A 25,162-nucleotide genomic window follows, 5' to 3' on the forward strand; every position below is an offset into this window, starting at 1 on the left:
TCTGGTACCGACCAATGAGCAGCGACGACCCTCCCGGATTTGCCCCCCCGCGCTTCGTCCCCACCCTGACCCAGGTGGTGGCCGCTGACGATCCGCCGACAGAAAATGCGCTGCCCGCGCTGCCATCACTGGACGTGGGCGAGAACAAACCCAGTCCGACGGCCCCAGCAGCCGCCATAGCGGTCGCCGCCGCTGCGCATCCGCAAAGCCCGCCCCTGTCCACCGCCGATGCAGTGCTGCGTCAAATCGGCCCCGAGCTGGAGCACCTCATCAGCGAAGCCATTGCGCGCGTGCTGCACGAACAAATGCTGGGCTTGAACGCGCGCGTTCGCAAAACAGTGGCCGAAGTGGTGCACGAGGCCGTCGCCAAAGCCCTGGCGCAGGGCATTCAGCGCACCGATACAGGGAAAAACCCTTAATCCAAAGGGTGTCAAACCCTAGCGTTTCCCTTATTCGCCTGGCACATCAATTGCGATATGGTTCGCGCCTGTTAGGGCCACGCAGGCTCTTGACCTTAATTTTTTGGAGATTTTTGTATGCGAACCAATGTCAAACTGACCGTGGGTGTGGTGGCTACCATGCTGGCCGGACTGGTTTCTGCACAAGACGTGCAAGTGGTCAAGATTGGCCACGTCGCCCCCATGTCAGGCCCGCAAGCGCACTTTGGCAAAGACAATGAAAACGGCGCGCGCATGGCTGTGGATGACTTGAACACTCAGAACATCGTCCTCGCGGGCAAGAAAATCAAGTTCGAGCTGGTGCCTGAAGACGATGCCTCTGACCCCAAACAAGGCACCGCTGCCGCCCAAAAACTGTGCGACGCCAAAGTCTCTGGTGTGGTAGGTCACCTGAACTCGGGCACCACCATTCCCGCGTCCAAGATCTACCACGAATGCGGCGTGCCCATGATCACGGGCGCGGCCACCAACCCGGATCTGACCAAACCAGGCTACAAGGAAATCTTCCGCATCATTGCCAACGACAACGCCTTGGGCGCGGGTCTGGCCTTTTACGCCGCCGATGCGCTGAAGCTGAAAAAAGTGGCCGTGATCGACGACCGCACCGCTTACGGACAGGGCGTGGCCGAAGTGTTCCGCGAAACCGCCAAGAAAAAAGGCATTGAAATCGTCGACCAACAGTTCACCAACGACAAGGCCACCGATTTCATGGCCATCCTCACGGCCATCAAGTCCAAAAAACCCGATGCCATCTTCTTTGGCGGCATGGACGCCCAAGCTGGCCCCATGCTGCGCCAGATGGAACAACTGGGCATGGGCAACATGAAATTCTTTGGCGGCGATGGCCTGTGCACAACCGAAATCACCAAACTGGTGGGCGGCGCCAAAACCATCAGCAACGTGGTCTGCGCCGAAGGTGGCTCATCCATCCAGAAGATGCCCGGCGGCACGGCCTGGAAAAACCGTTACGACACCAAGTTCCCCAAGCAGTACCAAATCTACAGCCCTTACACCTATGACGCCACCATGCTCCTGGCCGACGCCATGAAGCGTGCCGACAGCTGGGATCCCAAGGTGTATGCCCCCAAGCTGATCGAATCCAGCTACAAGGGCGTGACCACCAACATCCAGTTCGAGCCAACAGGCGAGCTGAAAAACGCCGCCATCACGCTGTATGTCTACAAGGACAACAAGAAATTTCCGTTGAACTGAATGGCGTGCCCATCGGTTCGTGGGCGCATTCAACGCCCTGATCCAGCCAAGGCCACCTTCGGGTGGCTTTTTTAATACCAAATACGCTCTTGGTGCTTGATAGGCAAGCATTGCCAGCTCCTTTTTTTGAAGCGTTTTGACAACGATCTGCCCACTGACAGTCGCCGCCGCCTTGCCCCTCGTTACACTCGGCCCGACAGCTTTTTGAACCTTGGCCCCGCCCCATGTCCAACGTCTTCAACTTCACCTTTGTTCCGTGGTTTCGCTCGGTCGCGCCGTACATCCACATGCACCGCGGCAAAACCTTCGTGGTGGGGGTGGTGGGCGAGGCCATTGCGGCGGGCAAGCTGGCCAATCTGGCAACCGATCTGGCGCTGGTGCAAAGCCTGGGCGTCAAGATCGTGCTGGTACACGGCTTTCGCCCGCAAGTGAACGAGCAACTGGCCACCAAGGGGCACCAGGGCCGCTTTGTGGGCGGCGTGCGGGTCACGGATTCAGTGGCGCTGGACAGTGCGCAAGAAGCCGCAGGCCAGTTGCGTTTTGAGATTGAGGCCGCCTTCAGCCAGGGCCTGCCCAACACGCCCATGGCGGGATCCACGGTGCGGGTTATTTCAGGCAACTTCATCACCGCGCGGCCGCTGGGCATCATCGACGGGGTAGATTTTCAGCACACCGGCATGGTGCGCAAGGTGGATGTGGCGGGCATTACCCGGTCGCTGGACGCCGGGGCCATGGTACTGATTTCACCGTTTGGCTTTTCACCCACGGGGGAGGCGTTCAACCTGGGCATGGAAGAAGTCGCCACCTCGGTCGCCACCGCCTTGCAGGCCGACAAGCTGATCTTTCTGACCGAAAAACCCGGTATTCGCGTACAACCGCTTGCGCCTGAGGGCGAAGACAACCCGATCGACACCGAAATCCCCCTGGCCGAAGCACGCGCATTGATGGCCAGCCTGCCCCCGCCTGCGCAACCGCTGGACGTGGGCTATTACCTGCGCCACTGCATCACCGCCTGCGAACGCGGGGTCGAGCGCAGCCACATCATCCCCTTTGCCGTCGATGGCGCGCTGCTGCTGGAGGTGTACGTGCACGACGGCATCGGCACCATGGTGGTCGACGAAAAGCTGGAGAGCCTGCGCGAGGCCACCGCAGATGACGTGACCGGTATCCTGCAACTGATTGAGCCGTTTGAAAAAGACGGCACCTTGGTCAAGCGCAGCCGCACCGAGATCGAGCGCGACATTGGCAACTACACCATCGTCGAGCACGATGGCGTTATCTTCGCCTGCGCCGCGCTCTACCCCTGCCCCGAGGCCAAAACGGCTGAGATGGCAGCCCTGACCGTGTCACCGCAAAGCCAGGGCCAGGGCGATGGCGAAAAAGTGCTCAAACGGGTCGAAGCGCGCGCCCGTGCCATGGGGCTGCAAAGCATCTTCGTGCTGACCACGCGCACCATGCACTGGTTCATCAAACGCGGCTTTCAGCAAGTCGACCCCGAGTGGCTGCCCGAGGCGCGCAAACGCAAATACAACTGGGATCGCAAAAGTCAGGTGTTGGTCAAACACCTGTAGGCGCGTGGTGCGTCAAGCGGCGGCGGTGCGGCGACCCCACTGACGCATCAGTGTGGCCAGGATGACCACGATAAAAATCACAAACCATACGAACGACCAATTGGCGATGGTGCCGCCCAAAAACGTCCAGTCCACCGCGCTGCAATCGCCGCTGCCCTTGAAGATCATGGGAATGGCACGTTGCAGCGGAAATGATTCGATCATGCCGTACAGATCGCGCCCACAAGTGGCAAACCCGGGCGGATTCCATTGCAGCCAGCTTTGACGCGCCGCCGTAAAAGCCCCGAATCCACCAAAAACCACCGCCAGCAGTCCCCACGACCGCCAACCGCCCGGCCCTTTTGCAAACGCTGCCAGCGCGCAAAACACGCCCACCGCAATCAGGCAGTAGCGCTGCACGATGCACATGGGGCATGGGTCAAGCCCGACCACGTTTTGCAGGTACAAAATGCCAAACGCCAGCATGGCGGCGCACACCACGGCAATCAGGCCGAACAGACGGCGGGGATGGTCAAACAAGCGGGTCAGCACACAAATCTCCAAACAAAACGCAGCCCGCTTTGGCTACGGGCTGGATACACAGATTGTGGCAGTTGCAGCCAAGTTCCCGGTCCAGGCATGATTTTTCGATGCTTGCCCCATGAAAAACTACAAAATCAATAGCTTTTCATACCGATGGTTGTTGCGCTGGGTGCCAATTTAATTCACAAACCAGCCCTTTGACGCATCAAGCCTGTCGTTGAAACCATGTCAACATGGCATCGACAAATTTCTGCATGAATTCGCGGCTGGCCGGGCCGATTTCGCCGTCCACCACCAGCCCTTCTTTCCATTGAATGAACATCTCAGGTGTGGGCAGCGTGGGGGCACTCTGTGCCGACAGCACATTGCGCAAATGCTGCTGCGCCAGCGCCGTGCCGATGGGGCCGCCCGCCACGCCGCACACGGCGGCGGGTTTGCCGTTCCACACGCTCTGGCCCCAGGGGCGCGAGGCGTGGTCGATGGCATTTTTCAGCGGGCCGGGGATAGACCGGTTGTATTCAGGCGTGACCAACAGCACCCCGCTGGCGGCCTTGATTTCCTGGCGCAGGCGCGTGACCTGCGGCGCGGGCTGGGCATCGTCATCCTGGTTGTACAGCGGCAAATCGTCAATGCGCACCCAGGTGGTTGCCACTTCAGGTGGCAGCAGCTTGGCCAGTGCCTGGGCAAACTGGCGGTTCCACGACTCTTTGCGCAAACTGCCGACAACGATAGCGATGGTGGTCGAAGTGCTCAAGTAGGTTTCTCCTTCAAGTTAATTTTTCAAAATAAGGGGCGGCGCACACAAAGCCAATACAGCCAACTCAATCCAGCCATGAGCCGGGTTGCAGGTGCGCAATGTCAGCAATGCCCGCTTCTTCGGCCACGGCCATCAGCGCATCCACTTCGATACCATGCGCGTATATGCTGCGCATGTGCAGCAAATCAAAGATGGGCAAGATCGCCATTTCCCGCACCATGCGGTCAGCATGCTGCCACAGCGCCAGCAGCAAAGGCGTGCCAGACTTTAAAGCCCGCATGATTTCGCTGCCGCCTGCGCTGCATGCATCGCGCAAGCAGTGCCCGATGTAGCGTGCGGTCACAGCGTCGCCTTCAGATACGCTTTGCGCAAAGTCCTTGGCCAGCTGCTCGATGCGCCGTCCGCGTGGTTTAAGTTTGGCGTGACCATCGCTGTCTTCCAGCGGGCTGCGCCACGCCACGGCTTGGCGCACAGCTTCGGGCACTTCTTCCAACGGCAGCGGGGTCACTGGATTTTTGCCATACCAAGGTTCAACCAACGGGTCAGTGCCCGCCGCAAACCGGTATAGCGCCACCGCTTCAGCCTGCGCGCCCGCCGCCAACGCCTCGGCCGCCATGGCAGCCAGCACGGGAATGTCTTCAACGCCCAGCGTCACGTTGTAGTACGGCTGCGTTTCAAACCAGGCCCCCATCCCATGGGCTGCCCGCAGCGTGGCGTGCCAGGCGCGCAGCCCATTCAGCACCGGCGTCGACAGCGGGCCGACCACCGGCTGGGCCAACGCTGCGTGCGCAATCTGCATCCGAGCGCCCGCACGGGTAACGACAAAGCCAGGCACCAGATCGTCACCCGGCAGTGGGTTGTAATCCAAATCCTTGTCGCGCAGAAACTGCTCGCGCACCATGCGCATGAAGCGTTGCCAGAACAACTGTTCCTGCCCTGCATCGCTTTGCGCCAACTGGGCAGCCTGGCGGGCTTGCTCAATCAACGGCAGCAGATAGGCCGGCACGCCCAGTCGCTCCAACGTGGCGTTGTCGTGCTGGGCGACCAGCGCGATCAAATCGTCTTCATTACCCCAGCGCCAGTGCGGGCTGGCCTCGCCTTGCAGCCGCCAGGCGACGTTCTGCGCTTTGAACAACAACCGCAACTCTTCAAGTGCGTCACCGGCGACATGGGCTAACGTAGATTGCAGAAAATAGATGTCTTCCAAAAACAGCCTGCGCTCTTTGGGGTTGATGCTGCCCTGGCCCAGCGGCACTTCTTGCCCGGCTTCAGCGGCAGGCAGGTCGATCGCCAGCCGGGCATCGGCGCCCTCGGCGGCGCGCGCCAGCAACGTGGCCGCCCATTGGCGGTGCCGCACCGCCGTTTTGGCGTCAGGCGGTTGAATCCCTTTTTTCTTCAGCTTGTCATGACGTGGCGGGTTGGGGTCTTCACCTCTTGACCATGCCACATGTGCACCACCGGCTTGCCGCAGCAGGCGCGTGTGCAGATCGTTCCAGTCGCCAATGGCGTCAAAGGCCGTGCCGATCTTGACGGGGCGTTTCAAATCCTGTCCTGCCGTGGCCACGGCCCACAGCCGGTCGCCTTCGGCCAGGTCGCCCGCAGCGTAGGCACTTTCGGCCAATCGCACGTATTGAATGTGCGCGCTGAAACCCGCTTCCGCCAGCACACGGTACAGCGGCTCGTATAAGCCATAAGCGCGCGTTTGCCAGCAATGATTGGCGCAAGTCTCCAACGCCAGCACCGCCAGCTCGCGAATGGCAGGTTCAGGGTCAGCCACCAACGCCATCAAGGGTTTGCCCACCACGGCCATCATGCGGTCGGCAGCGGTGGAATGCCAGCTGCGCAGTTGGACTTCGATGAACTCGGCCACCTTCAGCCGCTCCAGCGGGTCGGCGTCGCCCGCGCTTTTGACCACGCGTTTCAAGATACCCGTCAGGCTGGTGCTGCGCGGCGCGCCTTCCAGGCTGCGTGGGTCATACGGATGCCCCGGCGTGTTCACTCCTTGATACAGCGACGAGCTGAACAGCAGACCGGGCCACGCCGCCGCCCAGGCGCGCACCTCTTTGTCCATGTCGTGCCGATGCAACGATACATTCGTGCCGATGCCGCAGGGCCAGATGCGGTTGATGCGGCCATCCACCCGGTGGCCAAAGCGCCCCTCGCACTCGTGCGCGTACAAAGCAGCCAGTGCGCCGGTGACGAACAGCAGCGGCGCACTGGCGTGGCCTTGCACCTGCGCTGTGCCCACTTGGCACATCAGTTGACCATCATCAGCCACGGCAAGCTGCATCCGCTCAGATGCATGGTCATCGCCCCAGTGCACGTGTGCAAATTGATTCAACAGGTTTTCGAGCAGATGTGTTTTTTGATTCTTCACAAAGTCTTTTCAAAGTGGTTCGCTGCAACACGCAGCTCGCTGTTTGGCGTTCGTTTTGCGTTGACCCTGACCCGTTGGTGCGCTCGCCATTATGTCGGCAGCTTGATGTACATAAAGCTTTGATCGCGCAGGGTTTTGCCAATAACGCGCCAAGGCGTATAAACCATCTCACCACAATCAGGAGACATCACATCATGGCCATTGTTGAAAAAATTCACCATGTCGCTTACCGCTGCAAGAACGCCAAGGAAACCGTTGAGTGGTACGGCAAATACCTCGACATGAACTTCATTCTTGCCATTGCCGAAAACGAAGTGCCCTCAACCAAAGAGCCAGATCCGTACATGCACATCTTTTTAGATGCCGGTGGCGGCAACGTGCTGGCTTTCTTTGAGCTGCCCACCAAGGCCGAGATGCTCGCCCCTTCAGACGCCAACACGCCCACATGGACGCAGCATCTGGCTCTCAAAGTCGATTCAATCGACACCATGATGAACGTCAAAGCCAAACTGGAAGCCGACGGCATTGCCGTCGTCGGCCCCACCGACCACACCATTTTTAAATCGATTTACTTCTTCGACCCCTCAGGCCACCGGCTGGAGCTGGCCGCCAACACCTCTACCCCGCAAATGGACAAGGCGCTGGACGACGTGAAGTGGGACATGCTGAATGAATGGGATCAAACCAAGAAAGCCCCCGCCCACGCCCGCTGGATGCACGACGGCAGCGGCAAGGTGGGCACGCCCCACTGAGAGCGCGTTCAAAGTCTCTGCACGGGTGTGTGAGTGCGGCCTCGGGCGGTCTGCTGCGTTGCAAATCCTCGCGATACCGCCAGGTATCGCTGCGGTTTGCGCCTTACAGCCCATCCCGATCCGCATCCCACACCCCTCACGCTGAGGCGTTGAACACGCTCTGAGATTTGATTTGTCGAATTTGTGCGGCGGCTTGACGGGCGCAATCAATACCCGCGCCAATTTCAACCACCTGCACGCCCCAGCTCGGCCAGCACGCGGCTGATGGCCTGCCGGTCAGGCGCATCACCCGCTTCACGCAAGTAGAGTGCCAAATCGGCCTTGGCCATGCCCGACATGCCCAGCCGCGCCAGCGCCAGGCCACGCTCGCGATATTCGGCCCAGGCATCCGGCAGCAGCACGATCAAACGGTCTTGCACCGCCACCAGGCGCGGCCAATGCGCCGAGGTGCGGTGAATGTCCTGCAAATTACGCAGCATGCGCGCCAGCATCTGCCGTGGCGACGCGGGCTGCAAAAACAGGCGCAGCAGCGCATCGGCATCCACATCCGTATCCGCGCCGTCCACCACAGGTTTCAGACGGGGATGCAACTCGTCCACGCGCGCGCGCAAATCACTGCGACCGAGCGACTGGCCGGTAAAAGGGTCGATCACCACCCAGCCGCCACCGCCCTCACCTTTGTCAACACGCACCTGCACTAGAAAATGCCCCGGAAAGCCCACGCCTTCGGCCTGCAAACTCAGGCTTTGGGCCATCTCCAGCCACAGCACGGCCAGCGAAATGGGGATGCCGCAGCGGGTGTGCAGCACCCGGTGCAGGTAACTGTTGTCGGGGTGGTAATAGTCGTTGACGTTGCCCGCAAAGCCCAGTTCGGTAAAGAAATACTGGTTCAGCACTTGCAGCCGGTCCATCACGCCATTCACACCTGCGGCTCGCCGGTGCAACCGGGCCATCAGTTGATCGACTTCGCCCAGCACCTGTTGCACGTCCAGCTCAAGGTGTTCGTCCTGCGCCAGACAAGCCGCCGCCTCCAGCAGGGGCAACTGCACATCGTCCGCCACCAGCGCAGCAAAATACTGCAAAGGCGTGGGAACGGTCAGAACAAGCGACATGGGCAGGATTCAAGGCAGTGGCACGCAGCGTGTCAACCGGGCATTCATCGGCGCAGCAATTGCCTGAGTTTCAGGCCACTTGCCAACAACGCACCAAAATAAATCGCGGCCGCCCCCGCCACCATCAACGCCAGCAAGCCTGCGCGTGGCCACGCTGGCAAGCCCAGCCAATCGAAATGGCGTGCTGACCACAGCAAAAACCCGCTCATCAGCACCGTCGCCACCACCGTCTGCGCACCAAACTTCCACCACCCGCCTTGCGGCCGGTAGCTGCCGCGCCGGATCAGGCCCACCAACAGCCACAGCGCGTTGATCAAGGCTCCCAGGCCGATCGACAGCGTCAGCGCCGCATGCTGCAACCACGGCACAAAAATGGCGTTGAAAACCTGCGTCAGCACCAGCACGGCGATGGCAATGCGCACCGGCGTGCGAATGTCCAGACTGGCGTAATAGCCCGGCGCCAGCACCTTCACCGCCACCAGCCCCACCAGCCCTATGCCGTACATGGCCAGCGCCAGCGCCGAGCGCTGCACGTCGTCGGCGCTGAAGCGACCGTGGTGAAACAGCGTGGCCAGCAGCGGCACGGCAAACGTCAGCAGCGCGGCGGCGCACGGCAGCGCCAGCAATACCACCAAGCGCAAACCCCAATCAAGCATTTGCGAATAGCGCGCTTCGTCACCGCTGGCACGGGCAGCGGCCAGTTGCGGCGTCAGCACCACGCCCAGCGCCACACCCAGCAAGGCGGTAGGAAACTCCATCAGCCGGTCAGCGTACCAAACCCAGGTGACGCTGCCTGCCGCCAGGTGCGAGGCGATTTGCGTGTTGATCAGCAGTGACAGTTGCGCCACCCCCACGCCCAGCAGGGCAGGCAGCATGAGCGTGAGCACCTGCCGCACGCCCGCATCGGCCCAGGCCGTGCGAACGCGTCTCCAGCTCAAGCCAATGCGCGGCAGCAGCCCTCGCCGCTTCAGGGCTGGAATTTGCACCACCAGTTGCAGCACACCGCCCAGCATCACGCCTGCGGCCATGGCGTAAATTGGCTCCAACCCCAGCCGCGCAAACCAGGGTGCGCCCAACCAGGCGGCGGCAATCATGGCCAGATTCAGCAACACCGGCGTGGCCGCGGGCAAGGCAAAGTGCTTCCAGGTGTTCAAAATGCCGGCCGAAAACGCCACCAGCGACATGCAGCCAATGTAGGGAAACATCCAGCGCGACATCAGCACCGCAGCATCAAAACTGCGCGCATCCAACCCGCTGGCCAGTGCCCACACCAGCACCGGTGCACCCACCACGCCCACCACGCAGGTCAGCACCAGCACCCATGCCAGCGCCGTGCCCACAGCATCAATCAGGTGTTTGGTGGCCTCTTCGCCATCACGTGCTTTGCTGGCGGCCAGCACCGGCACAAATGCCTGGCTGAACGCCCCTTCGCCAAACAGGCGGCGCAGCAAGTTGGGAATGCGAAACGCGACGTTGAACGCATCAGTCAGCCCGCTGACGCCAAAAGCCGACGCCATAAGCAAATCGCGCACCAGCCCCGTGATGCGCGACAGCAGCGTCAGCAAAGAAACAGTGGAAGCGGCTTTGAACAGGCTCAAGATTGGACGGGATCGGGGTGAACGCATCCAGGATGCGCACTGAAAAAGCATCAAAAGGCGTTGGCGGGCCTTGCAAAGCCACACCACCGACCACGACGCGCATTGTCACCCATGCGCGGTAGGCACCGGGTATGGGATTCACATTTCGAGGGCAAGGTCATTACCTACTTTGCTGATCGCTTGCGCGAAAAGCTGGCGCTGGACTTTGCGCGCAGCAACCAGCTTGAAATAGTGAGCGGCCAACTCACTGGTCGGCTTGTAGCGCAAAGCTGGGGCGACATTATGGACGGTGCCATGAAGCGCCAAACCCTGCTGGACGTGTGCAGCCTGATGGGTTGCACACCCGCACAGGCCATCGCCGTCGGTGACGGTGCCAACGATCTGGACATGATGGCCGCTGCCGGGCTGCCGGTGGCCTACCACGCCAAACCCAGGGTGCGCGAACAGGCCAGCGTGCGCATCGACGAAGGCGGGCTGGAGCGGCTGCTGGAGGTGTTTGGGGCGCTTTGACGGTGACCTGAATCCAGCAGCTATGCTCACCGCATGAGCATGCAACCCCTGCCCCCGATGGAGCTGACCCCTGTACAAGCCCGCGTGCTCGGCACGCTGATGGAAAAAGCCCGCACCGTGCCTGACACCTACCCGCTGTCACTCAATCTGGTGCTGACCGGCTGCAACCAGAAAACCAGCCGCGAACCGGTGATGGACGTGACCGAAGCCCAGGCGCAAGAGGCGCTGGATGACCTGAAAGCGCTGGGCCTGGTGATCGAATCACACGGCAGCCGCGTGGCCAAGTACGAGCACAACTTCCAGCGCACGCTGGGCGTGCCCGAACAATCGGCCGTGTTGCTGGGCCTACTGCTGCTGCGCGGGCCGCAAACGGCAGCGCAACTGCGCACCAACGCCGATCGCTGGTACCGCTTTGCCGACATCTCGTCGGTGGAAGGTTTTTTGAACGAACTGGCCGATCGTCCCGACGACAAAGGCGGCCCGCTGGTGCTGCACCTGCCGCGTGCGCCCAGCGAGCGCGAGGCACGCTGGGCGCACCTGCTCTGCGGGCCAGTCGATGTGGCGGCAAATGCGTCTGGCTTGATGGCTGATAGCGCTGACCCGGCAAGCGCTGGGGGCCAAGATGACCGCATCAGTCAACTGGAAACCGAAGTCGCTGAACTGCGCCAGCGGCTGGACAATCTGTGCGCCGAGCTGGGCCTGTCGCCGGGCGGACGGGCCGCAGGTGGCGAGCATGCTACAACCGCGCATTCCGAGGAGACACACTGACATGGACTTGGCATTCACCCCTGAAGAGATCAAATTCCGCGACGAAGTGCGCGCCTGGGTCAAAGACCACCTGCCTCAGGACATTGCCAGCAAGGTGCACCAGGCGCAACGCCTGTCGCGCGATGACATGCAGCGCTGGTCGAAAATTCTGGGCCAACAAGGCTGGCTGGGCTACGGCTGGCCCAAAGAGTTTGGCGGCCCCGGCTGGACGGCGGTGCAAAAGCACCTGTTCGAGGAAGAATGCGCCATGGCGGGCGCGCCGCGCATCGTGCCTTTTGGCCCGGTGATGGTGGCCCCCGTCATCATGGCCTTTGGCAACGCCGAGCAGCAAAAGCGCTTTCTGCCCGGTATCGCCAGCGGCGAAGTGTGGTGGAGCCAGGGCTACAGCGAACCAGGTTCTGGCTCTGATCTGGCCTCAGTGCGCACCCGTGCCGAGCGCCAGGGCGACAAATACATCGTCAACGGCCAGAAAACCTGGACCACGCTGGGCCAGTACGGCGAGTGGATGTTCAACCTGGTGCGCACCAGCACCGAAGGCAAGCCACAAACCGGCATCAGCTTTTTGCTGATCGACATGAAGTCGCCCGGCGTCAGCGTGCGCCCGATCAAGCTGCTGGACGGCGAGCCTGAAGTCAACGACGTGTTTTTCGACAACGTCGAGGTGCCTGCTGAAAACCTGATCGGCGAAGAAAACAAGGGCTGGACTTATGCCAAGCACCTGCTCAGCCACGAGCGCACCAACATCGCCGACGTCAACCGCGCCAAGCGCGAGCTGGAGCGCTTAAAGCGCATTGCCAAGGCTGAAGGGCTGTGGGACGAGCAGCGCTTTCGTGACCAGATTGCGCTGCTTGAAGTCGATGTGGTGGCACTCGAAATGCTGGTGCTGCGCGTGCTGTCGGCTGAAAAATCGGGCAAGAACCCGCTGGACATTGCCGGTCTGCTGAAAATCAAGGGCAGCGAAATCCAGCAGCGCTACACCGAGCTGATGATGCTGGCCGCTGGCCCCTACAGCCTGCCCAGCATCTTCGAGGCCATGGAAGCAGGCTGGCAAGGTGACCAGGCCGCCGTGGCAGCACTGCAAGGCTTTCCGGGCGGCAACGTGGGCCACGCCACACTGGCCCCCACCTACTTCAACTACCGCAAGACCACCATTTACGGTGGCTCCAACGAGGTGCAGCGCAACATCGTGGCGCAAACTGTTTTGGGCTAAAGCCCCCACAACTGGACATGCCCCATTAAATCGAAGGTAGACGAGACATGGATTTCAATTTCACAGACGACCAACAGGCCCTGCGCGACGCCGTTGCCAGGTGGGTAGAAAAAAGCTACGGCTTCGAGCGGCGCCAGAAAATCGTCGCTGCTGGCGGTTTTGATCGCGCCGCCTATGGCGAGATGGCCGAGCTGGGCCTGACGGGCCTGAACGTCAGCGACGAGCATGGCGGCCTGGGGCTAGGCCCGGTCGAAGCCATGGTGGTGATGGAAGAGCTGGGCAAGGCCATCGTGCTGGAGCCGCTGGCGCAAACGCTGGTGTGCGCCGCCGTGCTCTGTCACTACGCCCCAACCGATGTCAAAACTGCGTGGCTGCCAAAACAAGCCAGCGGCGAAGCCCTGGTGGTGCTGGCCCAGCAAGAGCGCAAGGCCCGCTACCACCTCGATGTTTGCGAAGCCAAGGCCGTCAAGTCTGGCGCTGGGTATGCCGTCACGGCGCTTAAAAACATCGTCCCCGCAGGCGATCAGGCCGACGCCTTCATCGTCCCGGCGCAACTGGACGGCCAGATCGCCCTGTTCTTGGTGGAGCGCAGCGCAAAGGGCGTGCATACACGTGGCTATTTGACGCAAGACGAATCGCGCGCTGCCGATATTCAGTTGGATGGCGCCCCCGCCACGCTGATCACCACCGAAGGGCAGCAAGCCCTGGCGCTGGCCGTGGATGCAGGCATCGCCTGCGCTTGCGCTGAAGGCGTGGGCGTCATGGAGCGCTTTGTCGCCATGACGGTGGAATACATGAACCAGCGCAAACAGTTTGGCGTGTCCATTGCCAGCTTTCAGGCCCTTCGCCACCGCGTGGCCGACATGAAAATGCAACTGGAGCTGGCGCGCAGCATGAGTTACTACGCCAGCCTCAAGCTGGGCGCACCCGAGGCCGAGCGCCGTCAGGCACTGGCCCGCGCCAAGGTGCAACTGGGCCAATCCGCGCGCTTTGTGGGTCAGCAAGGCGTGCAATTGCATGGCGGCATTGGCGTGACCGACGAGTATGCGGGCAGCCACTACTTCAAAAAGCTCACCCAGTTGGAGATGACCTGGGGCGACAGCCTGCACCACCTGGGCGAGGTGAGCGATCGCATGACCGAAACCGCAGGCGTGTTTGCCTGAAAGATGCGCGAACAGCGCGCTCATCCACTCACCGCCCAAGCCCGCACTTTGTGCGGGCTTTTGCTTGCCGGCCAGTGTTGGCCTCAACAGCTTCTGGCGCGAATCTGCGCATCGCCCTGTAACTCATACCTCAATCCACGGGGTTTCCCCCTAGGATGACGGCATGCCCACCTCCGACGCCGACCACACCAGTGCCGCCATTCATTCCCCTCGCCTGCTGTTGTGGCTGGTGGCCATTGGCTTTTTCATGCAGACGCTGGATTCCACCATCGTCAACACCGCCTTGCCCGCCATGGCGCGCAGCCTGGGCGAAAGCCCCTTGCGCATGCAAGCCGTGGTGGTGTCTTATGCACTGACCATGGCGGCCATCATTCCAGCATCCGGCTGGCTGGCCGACCGCTTTGGCACGCAACGCATTTTTTTGCTGGCGGTGGGGCTGTTCACGCTGGGTTCGGCTGCCTGCGCGGCCTCGGGCAACCTGAACCAGTTGACGGCAGCTCGGGTACTGCAAGGTGTGGGCGGTGCCATGCTGCTGCCGGTGGGGCGGCTGGTGGTACTGTGCGCCTTTCCGCGCGATCAGTTTCTGGATGCCATGAGCTTCGTGGCCATTCCCGGTCTGGTCGGCCCCTTGATCGGCCCCACGCTGGGCGGCTGGCTGGTGGAGTACGCCAGTTGGCACTGGATTTTTCTGATCAACCTGCCAGTTGGCATCATCGGTGCCGTGGCCACACTGAAGCTGATGCCTAATTTGCAAAACGCCGGGCTGGGCCGGTTTGACCTGGGCGGCTATCTGATGCTGGTGGTGGCCATGGTGGCCATTTCGCTGGCACTGGATGGCCTGGGCGGCCTGGGCTGGGCGCGCACCCTGGTGGCCCTGCTGCTGGTGATGGGGCTGGCCGCACTGGCCGCGTACTGGCTGCATGCGCTGCGCCACCCGGCCCCCATTTTTTCACCCCGCCTGTTCACCATTGCCAGCTACCGCGTGGGCGTTCTGGGCAACCTGTTTGCGCGCATTGGTTCAGGGGCCATGCCTTACCTGCTGCCGCTGCTGCTGCAACTGGCGATGGGTTTTTCACCCGTTGAGGCGGGCATGCTGATGCTGCCCGTGGCGCTGGCCAGCATGGGCATCAAACGGCCGATCACCCGCCTGATCAGCCACATCGGCTACCGCCGGGTTTTGATTGGCAACACACTGCTGCTGGGTCTGATGATCGCCAGCTTTGCGCTGATGACGCCTGAGCAGCCACTGGGCTGGCGCATCTTTCAAATGGCCTTGTTTGGTGCCATCAACTCAACCCAGTTCACGGCCATGAACACGGTGACGCTGAAAGACCTGGAGCCGGTGGACGCAGCCAGCGGCAACAGCCTGTTCTCCATGGTGCAAATGCTAGGCATGAGCCTGGGGGTAACCTGCGCGGCAGCGCTGCTGCACGCCTTCAATGAATGGTTGGGTGCGGGCAGTGACAGCGGACAGTCGCAAGCGGTGTTTCGCGCCTCATTTGTCGTCATTGGGCTGATGACCATGGTGTCAGCCGCCGTGTTCTGGCAATTGCGGCGCGACGGCCCCAAGCCTACAGTCCATCAAAACCCGGCTGATCTGGCGGACTAGGGCCTGTCAAAGCTTGGCCTGTTTGCTACCACCGAATTGGGGCCCTGTACGATCATTAGGTGTTAATACCAGCACCCATAACTACCTTTAGTGGTACTTTTACACTGCTCTTACTTGCATCAGGCGCACACCACCACGCGCCACAGGGTAGGCACCGTGAACAGCCCCGCATCTGCACCGCCGAATGTTGCACAGCAACTGGCCGAGGCCACGTGGAACGACGGTGCATGGCCCCAGGCACTGCGGTCACTGCAACGGCTGTTTGATGGCGTTCAATACTGCTTCCGGCTTGAATCGCACCCCGACGACGTACCGCCGCTGGTGGTCTGCAACGCCAACCGGGATCTGGCTCTGAGCTATCCACAGTTGCGCGACACCAATCCCTTCCTGCCCCGCTTGCGCTGTATGGCCCCCGGCACGGTGTTGACGGACGAGGCGCTGATGCCCGCGCGCGACTTCCACCGCACCGAGTTCTACGACGCTTGGTACACCACACAGGATTTGCACCACACCATGGCCATGAACGTGGCCCAAACGCCCGACACCACCAACTATGTGGTGCTGCACCGCAGTCAGCGGCAAGGCCCGTTCGAGGCGGCTGAAGCAGCCTTGCTCCAAAGCCTGCTGCCCTTGCTGCAGCAAACCATTCACGCCCGGCTGCGGCTGGGCCAGACCCACTGGCGCGATCGCATTGACGCACTGGAACACCACCACGCCGCCGTGCTGCTGATCAGCGCCGATGGGTGCATGATTTATGCCAACGGCGTAGCCCAAACGCTGCTGGAATCAAGCAGTTTCCCGTTGCAGGTGCAGCGCGGCGTGCTGATGGCGCTGGAGCCGGATGACGATGCACGTTTGCAAGCGTTGGTGCGCAGCGCCTGCCACACCAGCCATGCGCGGGCGTTGGGCGGCAACATGGCCTTGCGCGAGCAGGGGCGGCTGGCCGCACAAATCAACGTCAGCGCCTTGCGACACACCCAGGTGATGGGCCTGCCGGTGGAGCGCGCCGCCTGTGTCATTGTGTGCGTGCTGAGTGCATCCAGCGTGCCCTGTGATGCCCCCGCGCGCTTTCGTGCCGTGTTCGGCTTAAGCGAAAAAGAAGCCGCATTGGCCGCCGACTTGGCACGCGGTGCAGTGCTCAAAGACATTGCGCGCTATCACCAGATCGGCATTGCCACCGCGCGCACGCACCTGGGCCATGTGTTCCGCAAAACCGGTACTTCGCACCAGGGTGAGCTGGTGGCCTTGCTGCTACAAACGCTGGCCGCGCCGTCACGCATGTGATGCGGCGTTTAACGCCTCAGGTGCTGGCCTCTGATGCGGTCAATCTCCGCAACAACTCCTGCACATTCGTGCCCAACGCCTCGGTGTTGTCGAATAAGAACAGCTCCGGGTAATCCACCGCCGTCGGCTGGAACAGGCGGGTGCGATAGTCGTCCCAGTGCGCCAGCTTCCAGGCATCGTTGGGGTTGGCGCGCTGGGCAATTCGCTGGCGCGCCTGGGCTTCGGCCACGTGTACCCAGACAATGTGCACGTGCACGTCATCGCCCACACCCAGCCAGGTACGGTCAGCCAACTGGTGCGCACGCACCTCGCGCGACAGCGGCCCCACCACCGCCACGCTCACGCCCAGCGCCAGGTTTTCGCGCGCCGTGGCCAACAGGCCGCGGTATTCGGGATCACGCAGGTGTTGCAGGTACAGCGGGCTGTCGCGGTCATTGGCATCGCCCGTCAGCACGCCCATCACGGCTGAGCTGTACTGCCCGTACAGCGTGTCTTTGTCGAGCAGGCAAAACGGCTCCCCCGTGGCCGCCATCAATGGGTGCAGCATGTGTTTGGCCAGCGTGGTCTTGCCGGTGCCCGCATGGCCACAGAAAAAGATCAGATAAGGCATAGGCGGCGATTGTGCATGGCCTGCGTCGGTGGCCGGTTGAAGTCCAGGTTGATACCACCTACCCATTCCAGACGCACCTTGCATGCCCTGTGCCTGCAAGATGCATCGACAAGAAAGCAAAGATCGGCACAATGGGAGTCATCACTTCAAATAAACCTTGTCTTTATCAGGAACCCCACGATGATCGATCTTTACTCTTGGGCCACCCCCAACGGCCATAAAGTCCACATCATGCTGGAAGAGTGCGACCTGCCCTACCGCGTGCACGCCATCAACATTGGGGCGGGCGATCAGTTCAAGGCCGACTTTCTGGCCATCAGCCCCAACAACAAAATTCCGGCCATTGTCGACAGCGACGGGCCAGACGGCCAGCCCATCTCGGTGTTCGAGTCAGGGGCCATCTTGCTGTACCTGGCAGGCAAAACCGGCCAGTTTCTTCCCCAGGGCGCGCGTGGTAAATATGAGGCACTGCAATGGCTGATGTTCCAGATGGGCGGAGTTGGTCCCATGCTGGGGCAGGCGCACCACTTTCGCATTTATGCACCTGAGAAGGTCGATTACGCCATCCAGCGCTACACCAACGAAGCCCGCCGCCTGTATGGTGTGATGGATCGCCAGATCGAGCGCACCGGTGCCTACATCGCGGGCGCTGAATACACCGTGGCCGACATCGCCATCTTTCCGTGGCTGCGCAGCTGGCAAAACCAGGGCATTGACTGGGCCGACTATCCGGCGCTCAAAGCCTGGTTTGACCGCATCGAGCAACGCCCTGCCGTCCAGCGGGGCGTGGAAGTATTGACCCCCTTGCGAAAACCCATCCGCACCGCCGCCGAAGCGGACGTGCTGTTCGGAAAGATGCAGTACAAAAAGCGCTAGATCACTCGTCCACCCACCAGCCTCTCAGCACCCACACGATGCCCCGCTTTTTCCAGCCCTTGCGCCACCTGTTCTTTGCATTGGCAGCCACTCTGCCAAGCCTGCCCACCGCCGCGCAAGACACGTGCCCACCACCGCTTGAAGTGGCCGCACCCAAGGTGCTGGAACAACTGGCACGCAACGCCACAGATCGCGGCTTTTTGTGGACGTTCGAGAAAAACGGCCAAGTGTCTTACCTGTACGGCACCTTGCACGCGCAAAAACTGGCCTGGTTTGGTGCCGGACCGCAATTGCGCACCGCACTGAAATCCGCCCATGCCGTGGCGCTGGAGATGGATCCGTCCGACGCCACACTCCAGGCCAGCCTGATCGCCGCACAACCCGATGGCGCAGCAGCCAATGTACTGCCCGAGCGCATGCGCATGCGACTACAAGCGCGCATGGCCGCTGAATGCGTCGACCCCACCACCTTGCAAAACCTCTCACCTGAGCTGCAAGTCACCATGCTGAGCCTGCTGGCCGCGCGGCGCGACGGCCTGGAAGTTACCTACGGCAGCGAACTGGCCTTGGCCTACGCCGCGCGGGCCATGAACAAACCCGTCTTCTCGCTGGAAAGCGCCGCCGACCAGATGCGCGCACTCACCCCTTCCAGCACTGCCGAGCGCAACGCGCTGATGGATCGCTCGTTGACGGCCTTGTCTGACGGCTCAGCCCGGCGCGTGCTGGCCCAGGCGGCCGATTACTGGGCCAGCAGCAATGGCGACGCGCTGGCGCGCTACACCGAATGGTGCGAATGCACCCACACCGACGCCGAGCGCGCCCAGCTCAAGCGCCTGCTGGACGAGCGCAACCCACAACTGGCCGACCGCATGGCGGCGCTGCAAGCGCGTACCGGATCACTGCTGACGGGCGTGGGCGCGCTGCACATGTTTGGCCCCAACAACCTGCCCGATCTGCTGCGCCAACGCGGTTACGTCGTCACGCGGGTGCACTGACGACTCAGCCCACCAGCAAAAAAAGACGAAAAGATCATCAGCCATGCACATTCTTTCCATCCAATCGCACGTGTCGTACGGCCATGTGGGCAACTCGGCGGCCGTGTTCCCGCTGCAACGCCTGGGGCATGAGGTCTGGCCTGTTCACACCGTCAACTTCTCCAACCACACAGGCTACGGGGCCTGGGGCGGATCGGCCATTGCGGCGACTGAAGTCGCCGCCATCGTCAACGCCATGGACGCACGTGGCGCACTGGCGCGCGTGGACGCCGTCCTCAGCGGCTACCAGGGCAGCGCCGAGATCGCGGATGTGATCTTGAACACCGTAGCACGCATCAAGACGCTCAACCCCCAGGCCACTTACGCCTGCGATCCGGTCATGGGCAACGCCAAATCAGGCTGCTTTGTGCACCCCGACATTCCGGAGCTGCTGCGCGAGCGCGTCGTGCCACAGGCCGATCTGATCACCCCCAACCAGTTTGAACTCGGCTACCTGGCGGGCACCGAAGCCACCACGCTCGAAAGCACGCTGGCCGCCGTCGATGCCGTCATGGACATGGGGCCGCGCACCGTGCTAGTCACCAGTGTCGAACGACCCGAACGCCCGCCCGGCACCATCGAAATGCTGGCCGCCAACGCGACAGGTGCCTGGCTGGTGCAAACGCCTTATCTGCCATTCAAAGCGAACGGCTCGGGCGACGTCACTGCCGCACTGTTCATCGCTCACTTAGGCACACAACCCGACGCACAACCCGACATCGCCAACGCCCTGGCCCGCACCACTGCCAGCGTGTATGAACTGCTGCGCGCCACCCAAGCCTCCGGCCAGCGCGAGCTGCAACTGGTGCAGGCGCAGCAAGCCTACGTCAATCCGGCACAGCTTTTTGAAATCCGGCAGGTGCGTTGAACCTAGCGTAGAGTTCTTCTTGAAAGCCGCATGAATACACAACTTTCTGCCCTTTCCCACGCTCACCTTGGAGGTCAAGGCGCACCGCACCCATTGGCACTGCGCTCGCCGCGCCATGCGGCGTTGCTCGTCCTTGCGGGCAGCAAAAAAGCCCGCAGCGTCCTCGCGTCTTGTCTGGCACGCCGATCACAGCACCATCGGATGCGTCCAACGGCCGGATCCAGGTTGAATGGACTGCACGCGCCACCAGCTTCGCCAAGTTCAAATTCTGTGCTTGATCTGGTTAAGTGCGTGCCGTGCAAAAAACAGAAAAACCCGTCAGTTACCCGGCTGGGCTGTGGATACGGACGGGATAGATACGGACGGGATATTTGGACTGGACTACTATCCAGCCGCTTCCCGATACTCCGGCACCCGTCGCTTCAACCCCTGACGCACTTCGGCAGCATCAGGCGCGCAGCCCAGTGACTCGATCCAGGCGGCGATGACCAAGGCAGCGTCGGCGGGGGCAGCGGGGACTTTGGCCACGCGCAGTTTGGGGTGGGGTGTGGGTTCGGTGGTTTCGTTGTCAGCCAACAGTTCTTCAAACAGCTTCTCTCCAGGACGCAAGCCGGTGAAACTGATGGGCACATCGGCTTCGGTGCAGCCTGACAGACGAATCAACAGTCGTGCCAAGTCAACGATCTTCACCGCCTCGCCCATGTCCAGCACAAAAATCTGGCCTGACCGGCCCATCAGGCCCGCTTGCAGCACCAGTTGCGCGGCTTCAGGGATGGTCATGAAGTAGCGCACGATGTCGGGGTGGGTGACGGTGACGGGGCCACCCTGCTCTATTTGGGCCTGAAACAGCGGAACGACAGAGCCGCTAGAACCCAGCACGTTGCCAAACCGCACCGACACGTATTGCGTGGCCAGATGTTCGGTAGCCACAGCCTGCACCACCTGCTCGGCCAAGCGTTTGCTGGCCCCCATGACATTAGTGGGATTGACGGCCTTGTCGGTCGATACCAGCACAAAACGCGCCGCGCCCACCTCACCGGCCACGCGCGCAGCATGCAGCGTGCCCAGCGTGTTGGTGTGCAGGGCTTCGATTTCGTTGTGCTGCTCCATCAACGGTACGTGCTTGTAAGCGGCGGCGTGCAGCACCACGCTGGGGCGGTGCGCACGGGCGATGACGCGCAGGCGATCAGGCTCACGCACGTTGGCGGTGTAGTACACGGCTTGCAACTGCGGGTGGCTGCGTTGCAACTCTTGCTCCAGCCGGTAGGTGGCGTATTCAGACACGTCCACGCACACCAGCCGGGCGACGCCAAAGCGCGCCACCTGACGGCACAACTCGGCACCGATGGAGCCGCCCGCGCCAGTCACCAGCACCGTCTGGCCGCGCAGCAGACCGGACAGCCCCTGGCCGTCCAGTTGCACCGGCGCGCGGCCCAGCAGGTCTTCCAGCCGCACTTCGCGCAAAGCCGGGGAAAAAGCCGGAGCCAAGCCCGAGGCATCGGCACCAGGGCGCAGCAGCTCGTCGGCGCTGGGCAGGGTAAGCAGGTGCAGGCCCGTGCCAGCCCAACGCATCATCACCTCGCGCCGCAGCGGCGCACCGGGGGCGCTGGCCAGCAGCACGGTGTCCACCTGCCACGCCGCAGCAATCTGGCCCAGCGCTTCGGGCACGCCCAGCACCGGCACGCCTTGCACGGTGCGGCCCTGGTCTTGCACACGCGGCGACACCACACCGGCCACACGCCAGCCGGTCACACCTTTGAGGTTGCGCAGGGTGTGATCGGCTTCGTCCAGCGTGCCGACGATCAAAAGCGGTTGCGGTGCAGTGCCTGCGGTGTGGCGGCTGCGGTGGCTGGCCTGTTCGGTCAGCGTGCGCCAGGCGGCGCGGGCGGCGGCCAGCAGCATCAATGCCAGCAACCCGGCCAGCAAAAAAACCGAGCGCGGAAAGCTGTCCACGCGCAGCCCCATCACCAGCGCCGTGGTCAGCAGTGTGCCCAGGGCCACGCCCACGGCCAGCCTGCGCAGATCGGCCAGGCTGACGTAACGCCAGCTCTGGCGCGGCACCCGCAGCAGCAGCAGGCCCAGCGCCATACCGCCCAGTGCCAGTGGCGTGGTCAGCAATGCGCGGCGCAGCTCCTCGCTGGGCAACTCGAAGTTAAAGCGCAGCCAGAACGCGGCCCACCAGGCCAGCACGATCAGCGGCCCGTCGACCAGCCAGCTTTTGCTGACCAGGTTGTGGCGCAGCGCGGTCAACATGGCCCGCCCACGCCGCCTGATCTGAAAGAATAGAAAACTATGATTTTCATAGCTTGTTTCGCTTGTCACACTTGCATCAAATGCCAATTTGAGTTGTAAAACTGGGCATTATCCCCACACCACCTTCAATGTGCCCAGCAAGATGCGCACGTCGCCGCCCAGGCTGTGGTGATCCACATATTGAAGATCATGGCGCTGCTTGGCGGGCAACACCTGCTCGATATACACGCGTTCCGGGTCGGCCGCAGCGGCCAGCAGACGTTCCTCATCACGAAAGACCATCGCCGCGCTGCTGGTGATGCCGGGCCGCACGGACAGGATGCGCGCACGCACCTCGGGCGGGTACAGCGCCATGTAGCGCGGCACTTCGGGGCGCGGGCCAACCAGGCTCATGGCACCGCGCAGCACGTCCCACCACTGCGGCAGCTCGTCCAGCTTGGTGCGGCGCAGCCAGCGCCCGGCGCGGGTGATGCGCGCATCGCCCGCTTGTGTGATGAGCGGGCCGCTTCCGTCATGCACGCGCATGGTGCGCAGCTTGTGGATGCGAAACAGCCGTCCGCCGCGTCCTACGCGCTCTTGCAAAAACAGCGCCGGGCCAGGCGAATCCAGCTTGATCCACAGCGCCAGCACCAGCAACAAAGGCAGCACCACGGGCAGCGCCAGCAGCACCAGCAGCACGTCAAACACACGCTTGCTCACGCCACTGTTCCCTGTCGGTAGGCATGCAAATGCACGGCATGCTGGCGCGCCAGCGGGGTCAACACACGGTCGGCCACATACAGCGCATCGTCGATCGCAGCGCCCGCCGCGCCCAGTCGCGTGGCGGCTGAAAAACTGCTCAACACGCCATAGCTGGCGTAAAACGCAGGCGCAGGCAAATCACCCCGGCGCAGCAGCCGCCAGCCGTTGCGCCGCGCACCCAGCCGCGCCAGCAGCGGTGCCACAGCGCTAACGCCGTTGTCCAGCGTGACCAGCCAGCCACCAGGCGACAGGTGCTGCATCAGTTGTACCAGCGTGGCATGTACGTCGGCCAACGTTGAGTGGTGCACGCGGTGCAACCCACCCAGCACCGACTTGAGCACGATCACATCCCACTGCCCTTGCAATTGATGTGCATCTTGCCGCGTGTAGACGATGCGCGCGTGCTCATCGACAGGCAACAGCGCCGCGTTACGCGTACGAACGGCAGGCAGCATCACGGCGTCGTAGGCCGAGCATTCCACGCGCTGCGCCAGCGGCAGCAGCAGCGGTGCCAGCGACGATTGCGCACCAGCGCCCAGCTCCAGCGCGCGCGCCACCCGCTCAGCACCTTGCCCACCGTTGATCCGTTGCCACTCGGTCATGAACACACGCCAGGGCCGCGCCCAGGCGCGCTGGCTCCAGCCAAAACAAAGCTCAGGCACGGGCCATGCGAGAGCGTCATCAGCAGCAGCCATCAGCCAAGGATGGTCTGGAGCGCATCAATCACCCGCGTCTGCTCATCGTCGCTCATGGACGTGAACAGCGGGATACTGAACATGCGCTGATACGCCGCATCGGCCACAGGAAACTGCTCAGGCCGCAGGCCATAACGGTCGCGCCAGTATGGCTGGCGGTGCAGCGGTACATAATGCACGCTGGTGCCGATGCCCGCCTCGCTCAGGCGTTGAATCACCTCATCGCGCGTGATTCTGGCTTGGTCAGACAGGCGCAGCACGAACAAGTGCCATGCATGGGCGTCACCCGCCGGTGCGTCGGCAGGCAGCAGCAGCGGCAAACCGGCCAGCTCAGTCATATACCGCCCGGCCAACTGCTGCCTGCGCTGCACAAACGCGGGCAAGCGCTGTAGCTGCACCCGACCCAGCGCGGCGGCCATATCGGTCATGTTGTATTTGAAGCCGGGGGCCACGATTTCGTAATACCACGCGGGCGTGCGGCTTGAAAAGCGGTCAAACGCATCGCGGCTAATGCCGTGCAGGCGCATCACCTTCATGCGTGCGGCAAGCTGCGCATCGCGCGTGACCACCATGCCGCCCTCGCCCGTGGTCATGGTCTTGTTGGCGTAAAAGCTGAACACGCTGGCGGCGCTGGGCAACTGGCCGACCAGCGCACCACCATGTGTGGTGGGCAGCGCGTGCGCCGCGTCTTCCAGCACCTGCACGCCGCGCTGGCAGGCGATGTCAAAAATAGCCGCCATGTCGCAAGCCAGCCCACCGTAATGCACCGGCAAGATGGCTTTCGTGCGCGGCGTAATGGCCGCCTCGATGGCCGCCGGGTCGATGTTGAGCGTGACCGGGTCGACATCTACCAGCACCGCATCCGCACCCAGATAGCGCGCTACCTCCACCGTGGCGGTGAAGGTCAGCGTGGGCGCGATCACCTCATCGCCTGGGCCAACGCCCAGCGCCTCCAGCGCCAGATGCAGTCCAGCCGTGGCGGAATTGACGGCAATGGCCTGCACGCCCCCGCCCAGATAAGCGGCAAACTCGGCCTCGAACGCCTTGGTCTCCGGCCCAGTGGTCACCCAGCCCGAGCGCATGGCGCGCGCCACGGCGTCAATTTCAGCCTCACCGATGTCGGGACGGGCGAAGGGGACGAAGGAGTTGGCAGCGTTCATCGGCTTGGGTAAAGACGAGGGG

22 protein-coding genes and 1 pseudogene are annotated in these 25,162 nt (G+C 62.4%); 13 read left to right on the forward strand and 10 right to left on the reverse strand.

Annotated elements, in window-relative coordinates; translation table 11 throughout:
- Window positions 1–14 precede the first annotated feature (14 nt).
- The 3 genes from ACK5NW_RS04175 (at window position 15) to argA (ending at window position 3,241) form a co-directional block, all read left to right on the forward strand.
- Entirely contained in the window at window positions 15–419 is a 405-nt protein-coding gene (locus ACK5NW_RS04175) for a hypothetical protein (protein WP_416925345.1), read from the forward strand.
- 117 nt (window positions 420–536) lie between these two features.
- Complete coding sequence (locus tag ACK5NW_RS04180) at window positions 537–1,670, forward strand: branched-chain amino acid ABC transporter substrate-binding protein (RefSeq protein WP_416925347.1); 1,134 nt, start codon at window positions 537–539, stop codon at window positions 1,668–1,670.
- Window positions 1,671–1,894: 224 nt separating this feature from the next.
- Window positions 1,895–3,241, forward strand: a complete 1,347-nt coding sequence (gene argA, locus ACK5NW_RS04185; RefSeq protein ID WP_416925349.1) for an amino-acid N-acetyltransferase — start codon at window positions 1,895–1,897, stop codon at window positions 3,239–3,241.
- Between the two features lie 12 nt (window positions 3,242–3,253).
- Here argA and ACK5NW_RS04190 read toward each other — a convergent pair whose 3' ends face one another.
- The 3 genes from ACK5NW_RS04190 to ACK5NW_RS04200 form a co-directional block, all read right to left on the reverse strand.
- On the reverse strand, window positions 3,254–3,769 hold the full coding sequence (locus ACK5NW_RS04190) for a disulfide bond formation protein B (RefSeq protein WP_416925401.1): 516 nt from the start codon (window positions 3,767–3,769) through the stop codon (window positions 3,254–3,256).
- Window positions 3,770–3,968: 199 nt separating this feature from the next.
- On the reverse strand, window positions 3,969–4,517 hold the full coding sequence (locus tag ACK5NW_RS04195; RefSeq protein ID WP_416925351.1) for an NADPH-dependent FMN reductase: 549 nt from the start codon (window positions 4,515–4,517) through the stop codon (window positions 3,969–3,971).
- A 67-nt stretch (window positions 4,518–4,584) separates the two neighbouring features.
- On the reverse strand, window positions 4,585–6,861 hold the full coding sequence (locus ACK5NW_RS04200) for a hypothetical protein (protein WP_416925353.1): 2,277 nt from the start codon (window positions 6,859–6,861) through the stop codon (window positions 4,585–4,587).
- Window positions 6,862–7,091: 230 nt separating this feature from the next.
- Here ACK5NW_RS04200 and ACK5NW_RS04205 point away from each other — a divergent pair, with 230 nt between their 5' ends.
- Window positions 7,092–7,649 carry a VOC family protein gene (locus ACK5NW_RS04205; protein ID WP_416925355.1) on the forward strand — a complete coding sequence of 186 codons (558 nt, stop codon included), beginning with the start codon at window positions 7,092–7,094 and terminating at the stop codon, window positions 7,647–7,649.
- 224 nt (window positions 7,650–7,873) lie between these two features.
- Here the strand turns inward: ACK5NW_RS04205 and ACK5NW_RS04210 are convergent, their stop codons facing one another.
- Both ACK5NW_RS04210 and murJ read right to left on the reverse strand, forming a co-directional pair.
- Window positions 7,874–8,761 (reverse strand): SirB1 family protein, encoded by an 888-nt coding sequence (locus ACK5NW_RS04210; RefSeq protein ID WP_416925357.1) that lies wholly within the window; start codon window positions 8,759–8,761, stop codon window positions 7,874–7,876.
- 44 nt (window positions 8,762–8,805) lie between these two features.
- Window positions 8,806–10,359, reverse strand: a complete 1,554-nt coding sequence (gene murJ, locus ACK5NW_RS04215; protein ID WP_416925359.1) for a murein biosynthesis integral membrane protein MurJ — start codon at window positions 10,357–10,359, stop codon at window positions 8,806–8,808.
- 162 nt (window positions 10,360–10,521) lie between these two features.
- On the opposite strand from murJ, the pseudogene ACK5NW_RS04220 reads away from it, so the two are divergent.
- The 6 genes and pseudogenes from ACK5NW_RS04220 to ACK5NW_RS04245 all read left to right on the forward strand — a co-directional run.
- Window positions 10,522–10,869 (forward strand): annotated as a pseudogene (locus ACK5NW_RS04220) (HAD hydrolase family protein); the annotation flags it as partial.
- A gap of 39 nt (window positions 10,870–10,908) precedes the next feature.
- Window positions 10,909–11,637, forward strand: coding sequence for a YceH family protein (locus ACK5NW_RS04225; RefSeq protein ID WP_416925403.1), 729 nt, complete (start codon window positions 10,909–10,911; stop codon window positions 11,635–11,637).
- Window position 11,638: 1 nt separating this feature from the next.
- Window positions 11,639–12,847: an acyl-CoA dehydrogenase family protein gene (locus ACK5NW_RS04230; RefSeq protein ID WP_416925361.1), complete on the forward strand. Its 1,209-nt coding sequence runs from the start codon at window positions 11,639–11,641 to the stop codon at window positions 12,845–12,847.
- 47 nt (window positions 12,848–12,894) lie between these two features.
- The gene (locus ACK5NW_RS04235) at window positions 12,895–14,010 is read left to right on the forward strand and encodes an acyl-CoA dehydrogenase family protein (RefSeq protein WP_416925363.1); all 1,116 of its coding nucleotides are present in this window, start codon (window positions 12,895–12,897) and stop codon (window positions 14,008–14,010) included.
- Window positions 14,011–14,173: 163 nt separating this feature from the next.
- Complete coding sequence (gene mdtD, locus ACK5NW_RS04240) at window positions 14,174–15,619, forward strand: multidrug transporter subunit MdtD (protein ID WP_416925365.1); 1,446 nt, start codon at window positions 14,174–14,176, stop codon at window positions 15,617–15,619.
- A 156-nt stretch (window positions 15,620–15,775) separates the two neighbouring features.
- Window positions 15,776–16,903: a helix-turn-helix transcriptional regulator gene (locus tag ACK5NW_RS04245; protein WP_416925367.1), complete on the forward strand. Its 1,128-nt coding sequence runs from the start codon at window positions 15,776–15,778 to the stop codon at window positions 16,901–16,903.
- Between the two features lie 16 nt (window positions 16,904–16,919).
- On the opposite strand, the gene ACK5NW_RS04250 is transcribed toward ACK5NW_RS04245, so the two are convergent.
- Window positions 16,920–17,513, reverse strand: a complete 594-nt coding sequence (locus ACK5NW_RS04250; RefSeq protein WP_416925369.1) for an AAA family ATPase — start codon at window positions 17,511–17,513, stop codon at window positions 16,920–16,922.
- A 180-nt stretch (window positions 17,514–17,693) separates the two neighbouring features.
- Here ACK5NW_RS04250 and ACK5NW_RS04255 point away from each other — a divergent pair, with 180 nt between their 5' ends.
- From ACK5NW_RS04255 to pdxY, 3 genes are read left to right on the forward strand one after another with little or no spacing between them, the layout of a single operon-like run.
- The gene (locus tag ACK5NW_RS04255; RefSeq protein WP_416925371.1) at window positions 17,694–18,389 is read left to right on the forward strand and encodes a glutathione binding-like protein; all 696 of its coding nucleotides are present in this window, start codon (window positions 17,694–17,696) and stop codon (window positions 18,387–18,389) included.
- A gap of 38 nt (window positions 18,390–18,427) precedes the next feature.
- Window positions 18,428–19,384 (forward strand): TraB/GumN family protein, encoded by a 957-nt coding sequence (locus ACK5NW_RS04260; protein WP_416925373.1) that lies wholly within the window; start codon window positions 18,428–18,430, stop codon window positions 19,382–19,384.
- A gap of 43 nt (window positions 19,385–19,427) precedes the next feature.
- Window positions 19,428–20,291: a pyridoxal kinase PdxY gene (gene pdxY / locus ACK5NW_RS04265; protein ID WP_416925375.1), complete on the forward strand. Its 864-nt coding sequence runs from the start codon at window positions 19,428–19,430 to the stop codon at window positions 20,289–20,291.
- Between the two features lie 384 nt (window positions 20,292–20,675).
- Here pdxY and ACK5NW_RS04270 read toward each other — a convergent pair whose 3' ends face one another.
- The 4 genes from ACK5NW_RS04270 to ACK5NW_RS04285 form a co-directional block, all read right to left on the reverse strand.
- Window positions 20,676–22,544, reverse strand: a complete 1,869-nt coding sequence (locus tag ACK5NW_RS04270; RefSeq protein ID WP_416925377.1) for a polysaccharide biosynthesis protein — start codon at window positions 22,542–22,544, stop codon at window positions 20,676–20,678.
- A 108-nt stretch (window positions 22,545–22,652) separates the two neighbouring features.
- Entirely contained in the window at window positions 22,653–23,243 is a 591-nt protein-coding gene (locus ACK5NW_RS04275; protein WP_416925379.1) for a sugar transferase, read from the reverse strand.
- Window positions 23,240–23,887 (reverse strand): class I SAM-dependent methyltransferase, encoded by a 648-nt coding sequence (locus tag ACK5NW_RS04280; RefSeq protein WP_416925381.1) that lies wholly within the window; start codon window positions 23,885–23,887, stop codon window positions 23,240–23,242. The genes ACK5NW_RS04275 and ACK5NW_RS04280 overlap by 4 nt, the downstream gene beginning before the upstream one ends.
- 92 nt (window positions 23,888–23,979) lie before the next feature.
- Window positions 23,980–25,140: a DegT/DnrJ/EryC1/StrS family aminotransferase gene (locus tag ACK5NW_RS04285; RefSeq protein ID WP_416925383.1), complete on the reverse strand. Its 1,161-nt coding sequence runs from the start codon at window positions 25,138–25,140 to the stop codon at window positions 23,980–23,982.
- Between the last annotated feature and the right edge of the window lie 22 nt (window positions 25,141–25,162).

The sequence above is a fragment of the Ottowia sp. genome (assembly GCF_047975795.1).
GTDB lineage: Bacteria > Pseudomonadota > Gammaproteobacteria > Burkholderiales > Burkholderiaceae_C > Ottowia.